At 67.2% G+C, this 16530-nt stretch carries 14 protein-coding genes; all 14 read right to left on the reverse strand.

Translation table 11 applies throughout. The features are described from left to right. Positions 1-2: 2 nt before the first annotated feature. The gene (locus B8V81_RS24270; protein ID WP_101809378.1) at positions 3-974 is read right to left on the reverse strand and encodes a PhoH family protein; all 972 of its coding nucleotides are present in this window, start codon (positions 972-974) and stop codon (positions 3-5) included. A 7-nt stretch (positions 975-981) separates the two neighbouring features. Then, the gene (yqfD, locus tag B8V81_RS24275; RefSeq protein WP_028597060.1) at positions 982-2175 is read right to left on the reverse strand and encodes a sporulation protein YqfD; all 1194 of its coding nucleotides are present in this window, start codon (positions 2173-2175) and stop codon (positions 982-984) included. Beyond that, entirely contained in the window at positions 2172-2465 is a 294-nt protein-coding gene (gene yqfC, locus B8V81_RS24280) for a sporulation protein YqfC (protein WP_028597061.1), read from the reverse strand. The genes yqfD and yqfC overlap by 4 nt, the downstream gene beginning before the upstream one ends. Positions 2466-2667: 202 nt before the next feature. Further along, positions 2668-3312: a hypothetical protein gene (locus B8V81_RS24285; RefSeq protein ID WP_028597062.1), complete on the reverse strand. Its 645-nt coding sequence runs from the start codon at positions 3310-3312 to the stop codon at positions 2668-2670. A gap of 42 nt (positions 3313-3354) precedes the next feature. After that, positions 3355-4350 (reverse strand): flotillin-like protein FloA, encoded by a 996-nt coding sequence (gene floA / locus B8V81_RS24290; protein WP_028597063.1) that lies wholly within the window; start codon positions 4348-4350, stop codon positions 3355-3357. Between the two features lie 22 nt (positions 4351-4372). Beyond that, positions 4373-5125, reverse strand: a complete 753-nt coding sequence (locus B8V81_RS24295; RefSeq protein WP_483406836.1) for an NfeD family protein — start codon at positions 5123-5125, stop codon at positions 4373-4375. 156 nt (positions 5126-5281) lie between these two features. Next, positions 5282-5725: a GatB/YqeY domain-containing protein gene (locus tag B8V81_RS24300; protein WP_028597064.1), complete on the reverse strand. Its 444-nt coding sequence runs from the start codon at positions 5723-5725 to the stop codon at positions 5282-5284. A 15-nt stretch (positions 5726-5740) separates the two neighbouring features. Next, the gene (gene rpsU / locus B8V81_RS24305; RefSeq protein ID WP_028597065.1) at positions 5741-5914 is read right to left on the reverse strand and encodes a 30S ribosomal protein S21; all 174 of its coding nucleotides are present in this window, start codon (positions 5912-5914) and stop codon (positions 5741-5743) included. 85 nt (positions 5915-5999) lie between these two features. Continuing rightward, positions 6000-6356, reverse strand: a complete 357-nt coding sequence (locus tag B8V81_RS24310) for a histidine triad nucleotide-binding protein (RefSeq protein WP_028597066.1) — start codon at positions 6354-6356, stop codon at positions 6000-6002. 227 nt (positions 6357-6583) lie between these two features. Continuing rightward, complete coding sequence (locus B8V81_RS25935) at positions 6584-7099, reverse strand: hypothetical protein (protein ID WP_244912811.1); 516 nt, start codon at positions 7097-7099, stop codon at positions 6584-6586. A 181-nt stretch (positions 7100-7280) separates the two neighbouring features. Further along, complete coding sequence (locus B8V81_RS24320) at positions 7281-7862, reverse strand: hypothetical protein (protein ID WP_101809380.1); 582 nt, start codon at positions 7860-7862, stop codon at positions 7281-7283. Positions 7863-7877: 15 nt separating this feature from the next. Next, on the reverse strand, positions 7878-12077 hold the full coding sequence (gene addA, locus B8V81_RS24325) for a helicase-exonuclease AddAB subunit AddA (RefSeq protein WP_244912812.1): 4200 nt from the start codon (positions 12075-12077) through the stop codon (positions 7878-7880). Beyond that, the gene (gene addB, locus B8V81_RS24330) at positions 12061-15741 is read right to left on the reverse strand and encodes a helicase-exonuclease AddAB subunit AddB (protein ID WP_084136458.1); all 3681 of its coding nucleotides are present in this window, start codon (positions 15739-15741) and stop codon (positions 12061-12063) included. The genes addA and addB overlap by 17 nt, the downstream gene beginning before the upstream one ends. A 45-nt stretch (positions 15742-15786) precedes the next feature. Then, a partial coding sequence (locus tag B8V81_RS24335; RefSeq protein ID WP_280522986.1) for an SbcC/MukB-like Walker B domain-containing protein occupies positions 15787-16530 on the reverse strand: 744 nt, incomplete at its 5' end.

Here is a 16530-nt window from a genome sequence, read left to right on the forward strand (position 1 = left end):
CTCTATGCTTGGTTTTCGGCATCCTCATTATAAGCGAGAATGATTTTCTGAACCAGCGAGTGGCGGACGACATCGGCTTCGGTGAACAGGATGAATCCGATTTCGGGAATGCCGGCGAGAATCCGCTGCGCTTCCCGCAGGCCCGACTTCTTGCCTCGCGGCAGGTCGATCTGGGTCACGTCGCCGGTCACGATCATCTTGGAGCCGAAGCCGAGCCTCGTCAGGAACATCTTCATCTGCTCCGGCGTCGTATTTTGAGCCTCGTCGAGAATGATATAGGAATCGTCCAGCGTCCGCCCCCTCATATACGCGAGCGGCGCGATCTCGATGATCCCTCGTTCGAATGCCTTGGCCGTCGCTTCCGGGCCGAGCACGTCATGCAGGGCGTCGTAGAGCGGCCGCAAATAGGGGTCGACCTTTTCCTGAAGGTCTCCGGGGAGGAAGCCGAGGCTCTCTCCCGCCTCGACGGCAGGACGCGTCAGCAGGATCTTCTTGACTGCGCCTTCCTTGAGGGCGGCGACGGCCATGACGACGGCGAGGTAGGTCTTGCCGGTGCCCGCCGGTCCGATGCCGAACACGATGTCCTTGGCCTTGACGGTCTTGACGTAATGCCGCTGCCCGATCGTCTTCACCCGGATCGGCTTGCCGCGGAACGTCGACGTCAGCTCCATCTTGAACAGGTCGAGCAGCTGGTCGGCCTCCAGCGTGCGGGACAGATCGAACGCGTACTGCATGTCCCGCTCGGACGGCGTGTAGCCGCCGCGCACGAGCTGCAGCAGCACGGTGTACAGCTGCTCGAGCGAGGCGACGTCGGCCTCGGGGCCGGTGATGACGATCTCGGCCTCGCGCGAGCGGATCGTCGACTCCGTCTGCTCCTCGATCAGCCTCAAGTAGTGGTCGCGGGGGCCGAACAGGGCCAGTCCCTCCGCGGCGTTGTCCAGTGCAATCTTTACGGTTCTCGTCTCTGTCGGCAAACGTTCCTCATTCTCCTTGCATCTGAACTAGTGGCATTTCCTTGACGATAGACTGATCCACTTCCAACAGAACTTTCATATAAACTTTACCATTGTCCGTCTTCTCATGCAAAATTTTTTGCTCCTTCACGACGGCATCCGCGCCGGCTTTCGACAGGACGTCGGCTCGAGCCTGAAGCAGTCCGCTCTCCACCGCTTCCTCGCGGCCGAGCTGCCTCCGCTCCTGCCGCAGCTCCATCACCGTCTCCTTGAGCCGGCCGACCGGCAGCTCCCAGCCGCGCCAGCCGAGCTGCTGCAGCTGCTCCCTCGTCTGGGAGGCCGAGAACGGATCCTTGCCGTAGCCGGTCAGCTGAAGCGCCCGTCCGAACAGCACGAGCGACCATTTCGTCTTCGTCTCGCCCGTATATACGTTCGCCGTGCGCTCAAGCGGCGACACGACGTCATACTCGTACCACACCAGCCCGCGCACCTCTCCGTCCGCCACGACCGTCGCCGTGTTGGCCCCCTCGCCGATCGTGCCGGAGATGAGCGTCTGGCCCTTTTTCACCCGGCTGTTCACATGCACGACCGGCCGCCCCTTGTCCGCGATGATGCGGGTGACGACGGCGTCGGCGGAGGCGATCAGATGCCTCGTATTCCGCGGCGCGCGCACGGCCGGCTTTTTCGTCTCGACGACCTGGATGATCAGCCTCGTCCCTTTTTTCTCCACGCCGATCCAGGCCGCGTCCGGCAGCCGCTGCGCCAGCCGCTTGGCCAGATCCGACGGCTCGGGCAGCTTCCATTCCCATTGGAAAGGATGCACGCCCTCCGCCTTGGCCGCCGCGAGCAGATCTTCCGTACGGATCGCCTTGTTGCCGCGGACCTCGATGTTCCAGAGCAGCGAGGACAGCAAGTACATGGCGACGAAAAAGAGCGCGATGCCGCCTAGGAAAAACTTGCGCTTCCGGGCTTTGCGCAGCCAGAACGGCAGGCCTTCCCGGCGCGTCACGTGAATGCGGCAGCCTGTCCGGCGCAAGTACGGGCGCAGCCGGAAGAAATCCGGCACCGTCAGAGAGAACACCATATGCTCCGGGCTCGTCCGGCGGATGGACCAGAGCGAGAGCCCGTCCTGAAGCGCGCCGTTCACGAGCGCCTCCGGCTCTCCGCCGCGGACCTGCACCGTGACGATTCCTTTCATCCTCTGCAGCCAGCCTTCCTTCATCGCTGCCCCTCCCTGTCCATCAGGTGTATCGATTCGATCTTGCCTTCGACGAACACTTCCTCGGTCCAGATCGTGCGGATGACCAGATCCGCGCCGCTCACCTCGAGCACGCCATGGCTCAGCTGGAGCCGCAGCTGATGCGACGAGAAATGCAGCACTCCCCGATGGTTCTCGATATAAAGCTGCCGGTCGCCGATCATCGTCATGCGGGGCAGGTCGTAGGCTACATCCTGAGGAAGGTCCAGCATGTCGGCGGTCCATTTGCGCAGCTTGCGGTTCAGCTTGCCCATCGAGGCGTCCGCCCTCCCTTTTGATCGAGCTTATCTATCCATACTTATGCCTCGAAAAGGGCGATTATGAACGGCAAGCGGCGCACGGCCAGGAGCTGCGGCGGCCCCGAGGCGCCGGCGGCGCATGGCAAAAAGCCGCTCCGCCGCCGGGAAGGCGGTCGAAGCGGCTCTAGCAAAGCGGGACAGTCATTCGGTCAGGGCCCTAGCGGCGGCCGCCGCCGCGCGAGCGGGGCGGTCCGAGGATCTCTGCCCAGAGCACAGCCTGGCGCAGATCGTCTCCGCTCACGCTGCCGGCTCGAGGCAGCTTGCTGCCGACGGCAGCGGGATGCGAAGGCAGAGATTCGGCGATCGCATCGGAAGCCGACTTTTCCCAGAACTCACCCGGGTCCTCGCCGGCCGGCCGCTCCATCGCCATCCTTCTCTCAGGCGGCCGGAACGGACTTCGCGCCGGCTCCTCCCGCCATTCCAGCGAGCGGCCCTCGCCGCCGCTCGTTCCTTCCGGCTCCGCCTCGAAGGGAGAGCGTCCATGCTCTGCCGTACGGCCCATCGGCCCCGCCTGGTCTTGACGGACGGCCGGAGGACGAACCGTCTCCGCCCTTCGCGGGGCCGGCTCGCGCTCGGACCTTGACGGCGGAGCCGGGACAGGACGCTGCGGACGTGGGTCGAGGCCGCCGCCGCCGAAATCCGGCATGCGCCCCGGCGGACGGCTTGCAGGACGGCCCGGCTGCTGCTGCGACGCCGACTTGAACAGCTTGCCGAGGACCGACCAGATCGCGCCGGCAATGATGAAGACGAAAAAGATATGGTCGAGCAGAAAGTTGATCAGCAGTTGAATCGGGTTGGGCATGGCCGCGGCTCACCTCCTGCGATGCGGCTCGGGAGCGCCGGTTCAGCCCCCGTTCTTATTGTCGTTCGCCTGGCCTTCCGGCTTGGCGATGCTGCTCCGCATCTGGGTGTCCGCCTCGACGTTTTTGAGGTTCATGTAATCCATCACGCCGAGCTTGCCGGATTTGAGCGCGTCGGCCATCGCAAGCGGAACCTGGGATTCCGATTCGACGACGCGGGCTCTCATCTCGACGACGCGCGCCCTCATCTCCTGCTCCTGGGCGACGGCCATCGCGCGGCGCTCCTCGGCTTTTGCTTGGGCGATGCGCTTGTCGGCCTCGGCTTGCTCGGTCTGCAGATTGGCGCCGATGTTCTTGCCTACGTCCACGTCCGCGATATCGATCGACAGAATTTCGAACGCCGTGCCGGCATCCAGACCTTTGCCGAGCACCGTGCGGGAGATCAGGTCCGGGTTTTCCAGGACGTCCTTATGCGAGTTCGACGAGCCGACCGTCGTGACGATGCCCTCGCCGACACGGGCGATGATCGTCTCCTCGCCGGCGCCGCCGACGAGCCGCTCGATGTTGGCGCGGACCGTGACGCGAGCCTTGACCTTCACTTCGATGCCGTCTTTGGCGACGGCGGCGACGGTCGGCGTCTCGATCACTTTCGGATTGACGCTCATCTGCACGGCCAGGAGCACGTCGCGGCCGGCGAGGTCGATCGCCGCGGCGCGGGCGAATTCCAGCTCGATGTTCGCGCGCTGGGCGGCGATCAGGGCATTGACGACGCGGTCGACGTTGCCGCCCGCGAGATAGTGGCTTTCCAGCTGGTTGATCGACAGGCCGAGGCCGGCCTTGGTCGCCTTGATCATCGGATTGACGATGCGGCTCGGCGTTACGCGCCGCAGCCGCATAGCGACGAGCGTGATGATGCCGATGCGCACGCCCGAGGCGAGAGCCGAGATCCAGAGCATGATCGGGAAGAAGCTCAGAAAGACCGCGATCAGGATGACCGCGACGATCGCGGCGACGACGTATCCGACACCTGCAAATTCCATACCCATTGAATCGACTCCTCTGTTAGTGGATTTCCTTGACGATGACGCGCGTGCCCTCGACCCGCGAGACGACGACCCGGGCATGCTGGGCGATGAACTCTCCCGCCGTGACGACATCGATGCGCTCCCCGCCGATATCGACGATGCCGGCCGGACGCAGCGGCGTCACCGTCGTGCCCGCCTGGCCGAGCAGGCTCGACTTGGACGACGACGGGACGAAGCCTTCTTCGCTCGTCAGTCGTTCTCTCAAGACGAAGCGGTTCCAGATGCCCCGTTCCTTGAAGCGGCGGGCGATCAGGACGACGACAATGACGGCCGCGGCGAACGCCGACAGCATGGCGATCGTCGCCGTCGCCGTGTCCTCGAAGCTGAACAGGATCGCCCGGACGAGCGCGGCCGCTCCCAAGATGCCGAGGATGCCGAAGCTCGGCACGAGCAGCTCCAGCACGAGCAGCACGATGCCGAGGACGAAGAAGAAGACGTCCATGCCGTCGCTGTAGCCGGCCTGATGTCCGCCGAGGAAAAACAGGCCGAAGCCGACGATGCCGATCAGTCCCGGGGCCGCGAAGCCCGACAGCAGCAGCGCGAGCATCGTGCCGGCGAAGCCGGCGAACAGCAGCAGCGTCGCGACGTACGGGTCGGCGAGCCAGACGGTTCCGTCCCCGGCTCCCCCCGCGCCTGCGGCCGAGGCGGAAGCCGCTGCCGACAGGCCGAACAGCGCGGCTCCTGCAGCCGCGATCCTTATTTTGCTTCTCAGATGGCATACCCCCTTGATGCATTCTCGTCCCTAACTAATTCAGTGGTGAAGCAATAACTCCTTCTTAGATACGGGCGAGGAGCCGATTCGTTTCGACTATTTTGCCCTATGCGGCGCCATTCAGCCGAAAAGCCAAAAAACACTCCCCTAGGGGAGTGTTGTTGTGGTCCGAGATTATGGCAGAAATTGCTGTACCGTTTGGTTTACTAGCTTACCGTCGGCGCGTCCCTTCACTTTCGGCATGAGAGCGCTCATCACTTTGCCCATGTCGGCCTTGGAAGAAGCACCGGTTTCCTGGATCGTCTGCTCTACAATTGCTTTGATCTCTTCTTCGGTCAGCTGTGAGGGAAGGTAGACACTAATAATATCAATTTCTGCTGCGACATCTTTTACAAGATCGTCGCGGCCGGCTTTTTGAAATTCTTGGAGGGAATCTTTGCGCTGTTTGATCTCGCGACTGACGATGTCAAGAACCTCGCCGTCCTCAAGCGGACGCTTCAGGTCGATCTCTTGGTTCTTCACAGCTGCGCGCACCATGCGGATCGTGGTCAAGCGGAACTTGTCCTTGTCCCTCATGGCTTGCTTCATGTCGTCGTCCAATCTTTGGCTAAGGTTCATTTCGGAAGGATCCTCCTAAAACTTTCTCTTGCGCGCAGCCTCGGATTTCTTCTTGCGCTTAACGCTCGGCTTCTCGTAATGCTTGCGTTTCTTCACCTCAGCCAGGACGCCGTCCTTAGCAATGGTGCGCTTGAAGCGGCGGAGTGCAGCATCGATGGTCTCATTTTTGCGAACTTTCGTTTCAGACACTTGTTATCCCTCCCTCCGAAACAGACGGTCCAGAAGATGAACACGGCTAATCAAATTTAATTATAGTTCAATGAAAGAGCCAGTGTCAACTCGTATGGCCTTCGACAAGCGCGCCGAGAGGACGTCCTCCCAGTAGATGCACATGCAGGTGGTAGGCGGTCTGCCCTCCGTCGGAATTGCAGTTGTTGATGAGACGGTATCCGGACTCGGCGATGCCCTCCTGCGCGGCCAGCTTCTGGGCGACGAGCAGCAGCTCTCCCAGCAGGGCGGCGTCCTCGGGAGCCGCATCGTTCATCGTGGAAAGATGGCGCTTCGGAATGACGAGGATATGTACGGGCGCCGCAGGCGCGATATCCCGGAACGCCAGCACGCTCTCGTTCTCGAACACTTTGGCCGAGGGAATGGATCCTTCGACGATCTTGCAGAAAACACAATCGCTCACAGCTCCCGCCAGCTCCTTTTCTCCTGTCCTTGCTTTCCTTATTGTAGCCGATTCCGCACGGTTCGTCTAACGCGAACGAAAAAGCCCCATCCGGCCGCAAAGGGCATGGATGAGGCGGGCTTCGGCCGCGGCTCGCGGCTCATGGCGGCCGGCGGCGGACGATGCCGCGGATGCGTGCCGGGGAGCGGCATCCGGGCCGTCCGGGGCCGCATGGCGGCAAGGGCGGCTTACAGGAACGGCAGCAGCGTCAGGCCGGCCAGCGCAGCAAGCGGGAACACGGCGCGGGCGAAGCGGCGGCGCGGATAATAAGGGTACGGATAAAGCGGCGGATAGGGGCCGAAGCCGGGACCGAAGCCAGGACCGGAGCCGGGACCGCCGACAAAGGCGCGAGGGTCGATCTCGTTCATGCCGCAAGGAACGGCGATACAGACGTACTCGTCGTCATAGTGCTCGATGAAGCCGTCGACGCACCAGCCGTCTTTCGTATGGGCGAGCACGTAGCGATGCTTGTGGTTGTCGCAGAAATGCTTCATCTCCGGCTTTTCCATGACCACGACGACCGTATTCTTGATCGTCGTCTGGCTCGGCGCGACCGGCGCGACCGGCATGACCGGCTCGGGCGGCGCGACCGGCATGGCGGCGGTCGGAGCCTTGATCGGCATCGGGGCCGCAGGCTTCACGGCCGTAGGCGTCTTTGCCGGCACGGGCGCAGGGGCAACAGCTGTCGGATTCGTCGGTTCCATTGTCGGTTACCATCTCCTCAACATTCGTTCTGCCCTATCCTATGCCGCCTATGGGCGATTGGTTAATCGCCCGCTGCCGCGCGCCGCAAAAAAAAGGAAGGCGGAGGTCCCGACTCCAACACACGCATCCGACCGGCGCCTGCCGCCCCGCCCCCGTCGGCCTGATTCCTTCGGCCGTCTCCTACTTGTACCCGTCCACGGCGTCCGCCATCCGGCGGGCGGCATCCGGCCAGCTCTTGTCGGCAAGCAGCGTCAGGTAGCGCTCGCGCGAGCCGATCGAGGTGTCGACCGAATCCGCGAGCTGCTTCAGCTCGGCGAGAGCGCCGGCCATTTTCTGCAGCTCGTCCGCCGACCCTTCGAGAGCCGTCTTTTTCATGAGCTGGACAAATTCCGCGGCGTCCTTGCCTGCGCTGTCCGGCCAATCCGCCGAACGGCTGCGCGCGGTCTCGAACAGCTTGTCGAGCGGAATGTCGCCCAGGCCTTGCCCGGCGCCGTCCGGTCCGAGTCCAACCAACAGGGAGACTCGCTCCTTTTCCGGAGCCGCGCCTTCCTGAAGCTTGCCGAATGCCTGGATCGCCTTGTCCAGCCCTTCCTGCGTCTCCTTCCAGAGGAGGAAGGCCTGCTCGCCTTGCTCTGCCCGCTCCTGCTGCTGCTCTTGCAGATAATGCGCGAATAGGAAGACGTTGCCGACCAGGCTCATCGTCAGCAGGATGAAAAGCACGGCTGTCGTCATGCTGCGTTTCGGTTGAGGCTCTTGCTTCACAGGATCGTTCCTTTCTTAGTCGAGTACCATGCGGACCGCCTGACGGCCCCGAAGAAAATAGACGTGGACTTCGGCGACGGGCCGGCCGAGCGCCTGCTCGACGGCCTTGCGGTACAGCTCCAGCTGGAAGCGATGCTTGTCCGCCGCCCGCTCGTAATCGCCGGAGGGCACGCGGTCGCTCTTGAAGTCGCACAGCACGAGCCGGCCGGCCTCCTCGAACAGGCAGTCGATGACGCCCTGGAGGAGCACCGGCTCGCCGGCGGCTTCCAGGCCGGCGTCCGGGAACGCCTCCCGCGCCGGCAGCAGGCAGCTGAACGGCAGCTCCCGCCAGACGCGCTCCGCGGCGAGCAGCCGCCGCCCGAGCGGCCCGGCGAAAAAGGCCTTGGCCGCCTCGACGTCGGCCGCCCCGGCCTGCTCCTCCGTCAGGATGCGCTTCCGCACGAGCCGCGCCAGCGCAGCCTCGACCGCCCCGTCCGGCAGCGGTCCGTCCAGCGGCACATGCTGCAGCAGCGTATGCACGGCGGTGCCTTTGTCGGCGGCGGTCATCCCGCGCTGCTCCATGAACTTCGGCCGCCGCAGGCGCAGCGCGGCCTCTTCGCCCGTCGGGGCGGAGCGCAGCGGCGCAGCGCCTGCGCCTGCGGCGGATGCGGCCCCAGCTGGAGCGCGGCCTGCCGCCATGCGGCCGACAGGCTCGACGAACGGACCGCTGTCCATCGGAACCGCGTCCTCGCCTCTTGCGGCATCGCCGCGAAGGCGCTTGAGCTCGGTGACGGAGGTTTTGGCCGCGACCCGAGACGCCTCGGCATGAGGATAGCTCCAGGACAGGCGCCTCTCCACCTCGCGCTCCCAGCCTCCCGGCGCGAGCGGCACCGCATGCAGCGCCGCCTGCCGTTCCTTCGTCCGATCGGGCGCCGCGGCCGGCTCCGCGCCGGCGGCAGCCTGGCCCCCGAGGACGTAGTAGGGCAGGATGCCCTTTTTCCAGCTGGCGAAAGACGCTTCGGGACGCGAGGCCGGAGAAGGAACGGCGCCGGAGGCGGGAATCGGCTCCGCGCGCGCTCCCGTCAGCTCGACCGGCGCGGCCGGAGCCGGCGGCGCCTGACCGTCGGACCGCTCGTCCGAATGCTCGCTAGAGGCGAAGCCGGCAAGCGGTCCGAGCCAGTCGAGGAAGCGGCGGGCGGCGGCGATCCGGTAGTCCGACAAGACGCCGCTCTCGCCGAGAGAAGCGTTCCAGCGCTCCGTCTGCCGGACGGCGTCGTCGACCGTGCCGACGAGAACGAGCTTTTCTTTGGGCCGCGTCAGCGCGACATAGAGCACCCTCAGCTCCTCCGCCTGCATCTCCATCCGCATCCGGCGGCGGATCGCCAGGCAAGGCAGCGTCGGGTAGCTGAGCCGCAGCTCGGGATCGACGAACTTCGGTCCGAAGCCGAGCTCCTTGTGCAGCAGGAACGGAGAGCTCACATCCTGCTGGTTGAACTTCTTGCCGAGGCCCGCCACGAATACGATCGGGAACTCCAGTCCCTTGCTCTTGTGGATGCTCATGATGCGCACGACGTCCTCGCCCTCTCCGAGCGCGCCTGCCGTGCCGAGGTCGCCGCCGTTCTCCCGCATCCGGTCCATGAAGCGGAGGAAGCGGAACAGGCCGCGCGCGGTGCCGGCCTCGAACTGGCGGGCCCGCTCGTGCAGGGCGCGCAGGTTGGCCTGCCGCTGCGCTCCGGCCGGCAATCCGCCTGCCCAGTCATAATACCCCGTCTCGCTGTAGATCCGCCAGATCAGGTCGGCCAGGCTGCCCTGGCGCGCCGCGTCGCGCCATTCGTCGAGCTTCCCGAGGAAAGCCGACAGCTTGGCGCGCAGCTCCTGCGGCGCGAGCAGATGGTCGGCCGTTCGGACGGCCGCTTCATAATACGGCCCTGAGCCGCCGACGATGCGGATCAGCGCCAGCTCCTCGGCCGTCAGCCCGAACATCGGCGAGCGGAGGATGCCGGCGAGCGGAATGTCCTGGAACGGATTGTCCGTCACGCGCAGCGCCGACAGCATGACGTCGACCTCGACGGCGTCGAAATAGCCGCTGCCGAGCTCGGCGTACGCCGGGATGCCCGCCGCCTGCAGCTCCTCCATGAGCACGGGCGCCCACGACTTGGTCGCGCGCAGCAGGATGACGACATCCCGCCACGCCATCGGCCGGCTGCCGCCGCGTCCGTCATGCACCGCATAGCTGCGGGCATGCAGGTCCAGCAGGCGGCGGGCGATGTAGCGCGCCTCGAGCTGGGCCGTCTGCAGGTCGGCCGCTTCTTCCCGCTGGCCGGCCTCGGCGCCGTCCGAGCCTTCCGCCGCGGCGGGAGCTTCGGCGGCGGCCGCGCCGCGCTCGCGGTCGATCAGCGCCAGCTCGACTGCGAACGCGTCCCGCGGCTCCGGCTCGGGATAGGAGGCGCCGAGCACGAGCTCGGCGGAGCGGTCGTAGTCCATCTCGGCGACCGACTCCCGCATGAGCGCGCGAAAGACGGCGTTCACGCCGTCCACCACCTCGGAGCGGCTGCGGAAGTTGCGGGCCAGGTCGATGCGCCGGCCGGCCTCCGCGTCCCCGCGCCCGAAGCGGCGGTATTTGGCCAGGAACAGATCCGGCTCCGCCAGGCGGAAGCGGTAGATGCTCTGCTTGACGTCGCCGACCATGAAGCGCCGCCCGCCTCTCTCCTCCGGCGGATCCGCGGGGGAGCCGGTCAGCAGCTCGACGATCGATTCCTGCACGCGGTTCGTATCCTGGTATTCGTCCAGCAGCACCTCGCGAAACTGCCTGCGGTAGTCCAGGGCGGCCGCCGACGGGACGGCCCGCTCCGGCGAGGAGCCTTCCCCGCGCAAAATCGCCAGGCAGTAGTGCTCGAGGTCGCCGAAGTCGAGCAGTCCCTTGCGGCGCTTGGCGTCCCGGTAGCGCCGGTCGAACTCGATGACGAGCTCCGCCAGCGTCTCGAGCAGCGGCGCGAGCTCCCGCAGCTCGCGGACGTAGTCGGCGGCCGGCCGGCTGAACAGCTCCTTGCCGAGCTCCTCCACGATGCCCTTGGCCTCCGCGCGCAGCTCCTTGGCCCGCTCCTGCAGGAGCGGATCGGCATCCTGGGACGCGCGCGCGGCCTTCAGCCGGCCGAACGATCCGGCCAGCTGCCAGGCGTCCCGCCATTCGTCCCAAGGACGGGTCAGCACGGACTCCCGGATGGACGAGACGAGGCTCAGATCCTCCCGCAGCGTGTCGGCGTAAGCCATCGGCCCTCCCGGCGCCCCGGCCAGCTCGAGCGCCTCCGACAGGGCGGCCTCCGCCCCCTCGAGGCTGAGCCGCAAATCCGCGGAGAGCGCCGCCAGCCAAGGCGTAGCCTCCAGATCGGACGGCTCCTCCACGCGGAACGCGGCCGCCATGCCGCGCAGCCAGTCGTCCGGCCACGGCTGCGAGCGCGAAAACTCATACAGCCTGGACGAGCCGATACATAGTTCTCGCTCTTTTCGCCCGTAGCGGTCGGCCAGCTCGAGAAAGAGGCCGCCGTCGTTGTCCGAAGCGGCATAGCGCTCCTCGAACAGCTCGTCCAGCACCTCCAGCCGCAGCAGTTCGCCCTCGGTCTCGTTGGCGACGCGGAAGCCGGGATCGAGCCCGATCATCGGGTAGTAGCGGCGGATGACGTCGAGGCAGAACGAGTGCAGCGTCGTGATCGACGCCCGCCCGAGCAGCGCGAGCTGCCGCCGCAGATGCTCCGACTCCGGCTCGAGCTCGAGCGCCGCCTCCAGCGCGGCGCGGATCCGCTCCTTCATCTCGGCGGCCGCGGCCTTGGTGAACGTCGCCACGAGCAGCTGGTCGACATCCGTATCCTCGGAGATCATGGTAATGATCCGCTCCACGAGCACGGCCGTCTTGCCGGACCCGGCCGCGGCGGCAACGAGCACGTCCCCGCCGCGCGCCGTCACCGCCGCCCACTGGTCGTCCGTCCAGCGCGAGCCGGCGGGCTTGGGCGGCGGCGCGTCCAGCGCCTCGGGACGCGCTTCGTCCGATGCTCGGCCTGCCGGACCGACGATCGTTTCGTCCATCGGTTCGCCAGCCGGACCGACTTTCGGTCCGACCTTCGGTCCGACTTCCGGTCCGACTTTCCGTCCGACTACCGTTTCGCCTGTCGGATCGCCTGTCGATCCGACGATCGTGTCGTCCCCGGCTCTTTCGGCCGCCCGGTCATCGGCTGCGCTCATCGTCCTCTCTCCTCTCCCAATGGAAGGTCCCGTCTCCGGCTCCATCCTTCCTGTGCTTGTCCTGCGTTCCGTCCTCGCCCGCAGGCAGAAGCCGCGGCGGGTTCTCGGCCCCGGCTGCAGGCTCCGCCTGCGCCTCGGCGAGCTCCTCCAGCGACGTCCAGAACTCCTCCTTGCCCGGCGCGGGCAGCTTCAAATACTCGTTGCCTTCGTTGAGCGGATCGAACTGGCAGACCGGCTTGTACGCGCAAAACTGGCATGGCGTCTTGGCGCCGAGCCGGTACGGCCGGATCGCGATCTCGCCGTCCTTGACCGACTGGCCGATGCCGCCGATCGTGCGGCGGACCGAGCGCCGGAGCAGCTCCCACTGGCGTCCGCTCGCGACCGAGGAGTCGGACAGAAAGCCGCCGTCCTTGCGGAAGCCGGCCGGCAGCAGGTCCGAGCGCCCTTCCAGCCCGGCGTCCATCATGCGGACCGTATCGGCGTCGTCGAGCAGCAGGCCGCGCATCTTGAAGCGCTTGAGCAGCATCGCGGCCGCCTCCTCCGCCCCTAGGCCCGCCGGCACGCTGAGCACCGGGTTCTGCACGTGGAAATAGAGCACGCCGGCCGGATGCGCCGGCTCTCCGAGCCAGCTCTCGGCATGGGTCAGCAGCACGTCCAGATAGGCGAGCATCTGCAGCGATAGGCCGCTCGCCACCTCCTCGAGCCGCAGCTGCGTCGCGCTCGACTTGTAGTCCAGCACGCGCAGCAGCAGCCCTTTGTCCGAACGGGCGGCATCGACGCGGTCGATGCGCCCGACCAGCGTGATCGAGCCGCTGCCGTCGGGGAGCTCGATGTCGAGCGGCGGCAGCTCGCCGCCCGGCCCGAACTGGACCTCCAGCCCGACGGGCTGGAAGTCCGCGCGGCGGGCATGCTCGCCGAGCACGACCGCCGCGCGCGAGACGACCGCCTTGAGCTTGCCGGCGATGTAGCGGTAGCGGCTGCTGCTCAGCAGAATCTCCGACTGCAGGCGCGGCACGAGCTCGTCGACCGCCTGGGAGGCGGTCTCGCGGATGCGCGCCTCGCCGGCGCGGCCCCAGCCCTCGCCGAGCTCCGTCGCGACCTTGGTGAGCGCCGCATGGAACAGCTGGCCCATGTCCGGCGCGCCCAGCCGGTAGAGACGGCGCTCCTTGAGCTTCAAGCCGTGCGCGGCGAAATGCTGGAACGGGCACGAGACGAAGCGCTCCATCCGCGACACGCTCGTCGTCAGCTGCCCGCCGTAGAGCCGGTCGGCCAAGCCGCGGCCAAGCCGGACGACCTGGTTGTCGTAGCCGAGCGCGCCTGTCATCGCCGTCAGCCGGCCCTGCCAGTCCGGCCGCGCCGCGAACCAGTTGTACACGTCCTGCCAAAGCGGAGCGAGCTCGCCTCCGTCCAGCCACTCGCGCAGCCTCGGCACGAGATAGGACAAGGCGCGCTGCGGCAGCTCGAGATAGTCGAGCTGCCGCTCGGACGCCGCGGAGGCGTCCGGCGCTCCGGCCGCGGCATTCGCCGGCAGGCCGGGGAACAGCGTCTGCAGGTGGCGGATGTATTCGGACGGATGCAGTCCCTTGCCCTCTTCGTCGGCAAGCGGCCAGCTCACCCATAGCCGCTCGGACGGCGCAAGGAAGGCGCGATAGATGTGGAAGCGCTCGTCAAGCAGGCGGCGGCGCACGCCCGGGGCCATCTCCAGCCCCGCGTCCGCGAGCTGCTCGCGCTCCCGCTCGGTGAGCAGGCCGTCCTCCTGGATGCGCATCGGCAGCACGCCGTCGGACGCGCCCAGAATATAGGCGGCGCGCACGCGCCCATTGCGGACGCGGTCCATCGCGCCGACGACGACCTGATCGAGCGACGGCGGCACGGCCGACAGCTTCATCGACTCCAGGCCGGTCTCCACCATGCCGGCGAACAGGTCGGCCGGGATCGGCTCCTCGCCCGCCAGCTCCACCAGCTGGTCGAGCAGGCCGAGCACGCCGTCCCATACTTGGCGGTGAACGCGGGCGGCGCCGGGCCGGCCGGCGGCCAGCTCCTGCTCCGCGCGCCGCTCCAGCCGGTCGGCCGTCCCGGAGCGGTCGAGCAGGTCGAACAGCGCCTCGCAGCGCTCCCGCACCGTCTCCGCCTTGGCCATGGCGCGCTCGAAGCGCGTCAGCGGCCGCATCAGCTCGCTGCGGGCGCGCAGCACGTCCTCGAACTCCTCGCGCTGGCGGGCTCCGGCCTCAGACGGCTCGTCCTCGACGCTGCCGGTCCGAAGCGGCTGCCAGCGCTTCAGGCTTTTCCAGCTGCGGCCCTCGATGCCTGCCGCCAGCACATAGTTTTCCAGCCGGTCGAACCGCTCGCGGTCGAGCCGGCCGTCTTCCGGAAACAGCAGCTCCGTCTTGACGCAGCGGAACACCGCCTCGTGCTTCCAGCCGTACAGCGCCGTCTCCAGCGCCGAGCGGATGAACTCGACGAGCGGATGATGGAGCACGTCGCGGCTGCCGTCGAGGAAAAACGGGATGCGGTAGTCGGCGAACACCTGCTGGATCATGTCGCTGTAGTCCGCCGTCTGCCGCACGACGACGGCCAGCTCGCGCCAGCGCATGCCGCGCTCGCGCACTTGGCGCACCATGTCGCGGGCGGCCGCCTCGACCTCGGCCCGCCGCGAGGCGGACGGACGAAGGACGATTTCGGCGGCGTCCTCCGCGAGCCGATCCCGATCCCCCGCACGGCGCAGCGGCACGCGCCCGCCGAAATGCCGGTTCAGATGCTCCAGCATCCCCCCCGGGCGATAGCGGGGCGCATCGGCCGGCGGCAGGACGAGCGGGGAATCGACCTCGACTCCGAGCTCGGCCGCCAGCCGCGTCAAGCGGATGCAGGCGTCGGCGGCGGGGTGGAACAGATCGAGCTCATGCGGACGCTCCTCGGCTCCGTAGAGACGGTCCAGGCAGAGCGTCACGGTGACCGACTCCGCCTGGCGCAGCAGCGCGCCGACCGCGGCCAGCTCGCGGGCCGTGAAGCCGTTGAAGCCGTCGAGCCAGTACCGCGCTCCGCGCATCGAGCCGCAGTCGGCATACCCGTCGGCGAGCAGCGTCAGATGGTCCTCGTCGTCCATGTAATGTCCCGCCAGCTCCCGCTCCAGCTCGCCGTAGACGAGGGACAGGTCATGGAGCTTGCGCTCCAGCAGCGAGCCGCGGGCGCGCGCTTCGGCGGCAGAGCCCTCCGATTCCGCGCCTGTCTCGTACCCCAGGCTGCCGCGCACGGCGGCTGCATCGACGCCGTAGCGCTTCCATTCCGTCAGCAGCTCGCCCATCTTGGCGATGAAGCCTTGCTGCCCGCTGCCACCCTGGAACAGGCGGAGCTGCGGCGAGAGCCGGTGCACGATCTTATGCAGCAGCATGTTCTTGCCGTTCTCTCCGACCGGCACGAGCGCCGCGCCGCCCGCTTCCTGCATGACGCGCATGGCGAGCCGGCGGAAGCTGAGCACCTGCGCCCGCAGGCTGGAGCGGATGCCGCTGCCGAACAGCGCGTACTCCGTCTGGAACGTCGCCTGCTCCGGAGTCAGCAGCACGAGCGGGGGACCGGCCGGATCGGCCGCCAGCTCGCGGCGGATCTCCTCCATGCAGGCAAACGTCTTGCCCGTGCCCGCCCGTCCGATGATGAATCTCAGCGCCATTTTTGCCCGCTCCCTCCCTCCGGCGGCTCTCGCCTCCGGGCGTCGTTATTTGAGCAGCAGCCTCGTGCTGCTGTGTCCTTCCTTGGTCTTGCTCACTTCCAGCACGGCCGGGAACGCGTCCTTGAGCTCCTGCACATGGGAAATGACGCCGATCAGCCGGCCCGCCTCATGCAGGTCGGCGAGCGCGGAGATCGCCCGGCCGAGCGACTCCTCGTCGAGCGAGCCGAAGCCCTCGTCGATGAACATCATCTCGATGGAGACGCCGCCGCGGCTCGACTGGATGACGTCGGTCATGCCGAGCGCGAGCGCCAGCGAGGCGTTGAACTTCTCGCCGCCGGACAGCGACTTGACGTCGCGGTTCTGGCCCGTGTAGCTGTCGTAGACGTCGAGGCCGAGGCCGCTCTGCCGCCCCCGCGCCTCGAGGCGGCCGCTGCGCTCCAGCACGAACTGGCCGCTCGACAGCTCATGCAGCCGCTCGTTGGCGGCATGCAGGATCTGCTCGAGGAACTCGATCAGGATATAGCGCTCGAACGAGATCTTGAGCGCGTTGTCGCCCTTGAGCATCTCGTGCAGGTCGGCGACCTCCTCGAGCTCGGACTCCGTCGCGGCGCAGCGGCGCGCCGCTTCGGCCGCGGCCGCGCCGAGCGCCTGCGCCTGGCCGCGGCGGCGTTCCGCCTCGCGCCAGCGGGCATCCGCCGCCTCCCGCTCGCCGCCGAGCCGCTGCGATTCCGCCGCCAGCTCCGCGAGCGCGGCGCGCTCGCGTCCGGCGAGCTCGCGCTCCAGCTCGTC

It is taken from the genome of Paenibacillus pasadenensis (assembly GCF_002864175.1).
GTDB lineage: Bacteria > Bacillota > Bacilli > Paenibacillales > Paenibacillaceae > Paenibacillus_O > Paenibacillus_O pasadenensis.

Excerpts from the sequence above, each read along its gene's own strand:
- yqfD (WP_028597060.1), bottom strand. The coding sequence starts at position 2,175 with ATGAAGGAAGGCTGGCTGCAGAGGATGAAAGGAATCGTCACGGTGCAG.
- yqfC (WP_028597061.1), bottom strand. The coding sequence starts at position 2,465 with ATGGGCAAGCTGAACCGCAAGCTGCGCAAATGGACCGCCGACATGCTG.
- B8V81_RS24285 (WP_028597062.1), bottom strand. The coding sequence starts at position 3,312 with ATGCCCAACCCGATTCAACTGCTGATCAACTTTCTGCTCGACCATATC.
- floA (WP_028597063.1), bottom strand. The coding sequence starts at position 4,350 with ATGGAATTTGCAGGTGTCGGATACGTCGTCGCCGCGATCGTCGCGGTC.
- B8V81_RS24300 (WP_028597064.1), bottom strand. The coding sequence starts at position 5,725 with ATGAACCTTAGCCAAAGATTGGACGACGACATGAAGCAAGCCATGAGG.
- B8V81_RS25935 (WP_244912811.1), bottom strand. The coding sequence starts at position 7,099 with ATGGAACCGACGAATCCGACAGCTGTTGCCCCTGCGCCCGTGCCGGCA.
- addA (WP_244912812.1), bottom strand. The coding sequence starts at position 12,077 with ATGAGCGCAGCCGATGACCGGGCGGCCGAAAGAGCCGGGGACGACACG.
- addB (WP_084136458.1), bottom strand. The coding sequence starts at position 15,741 with ATGGCGCTGAGATTCATCATCGGACGGGCGGGCACGGGCAAGACGTTT.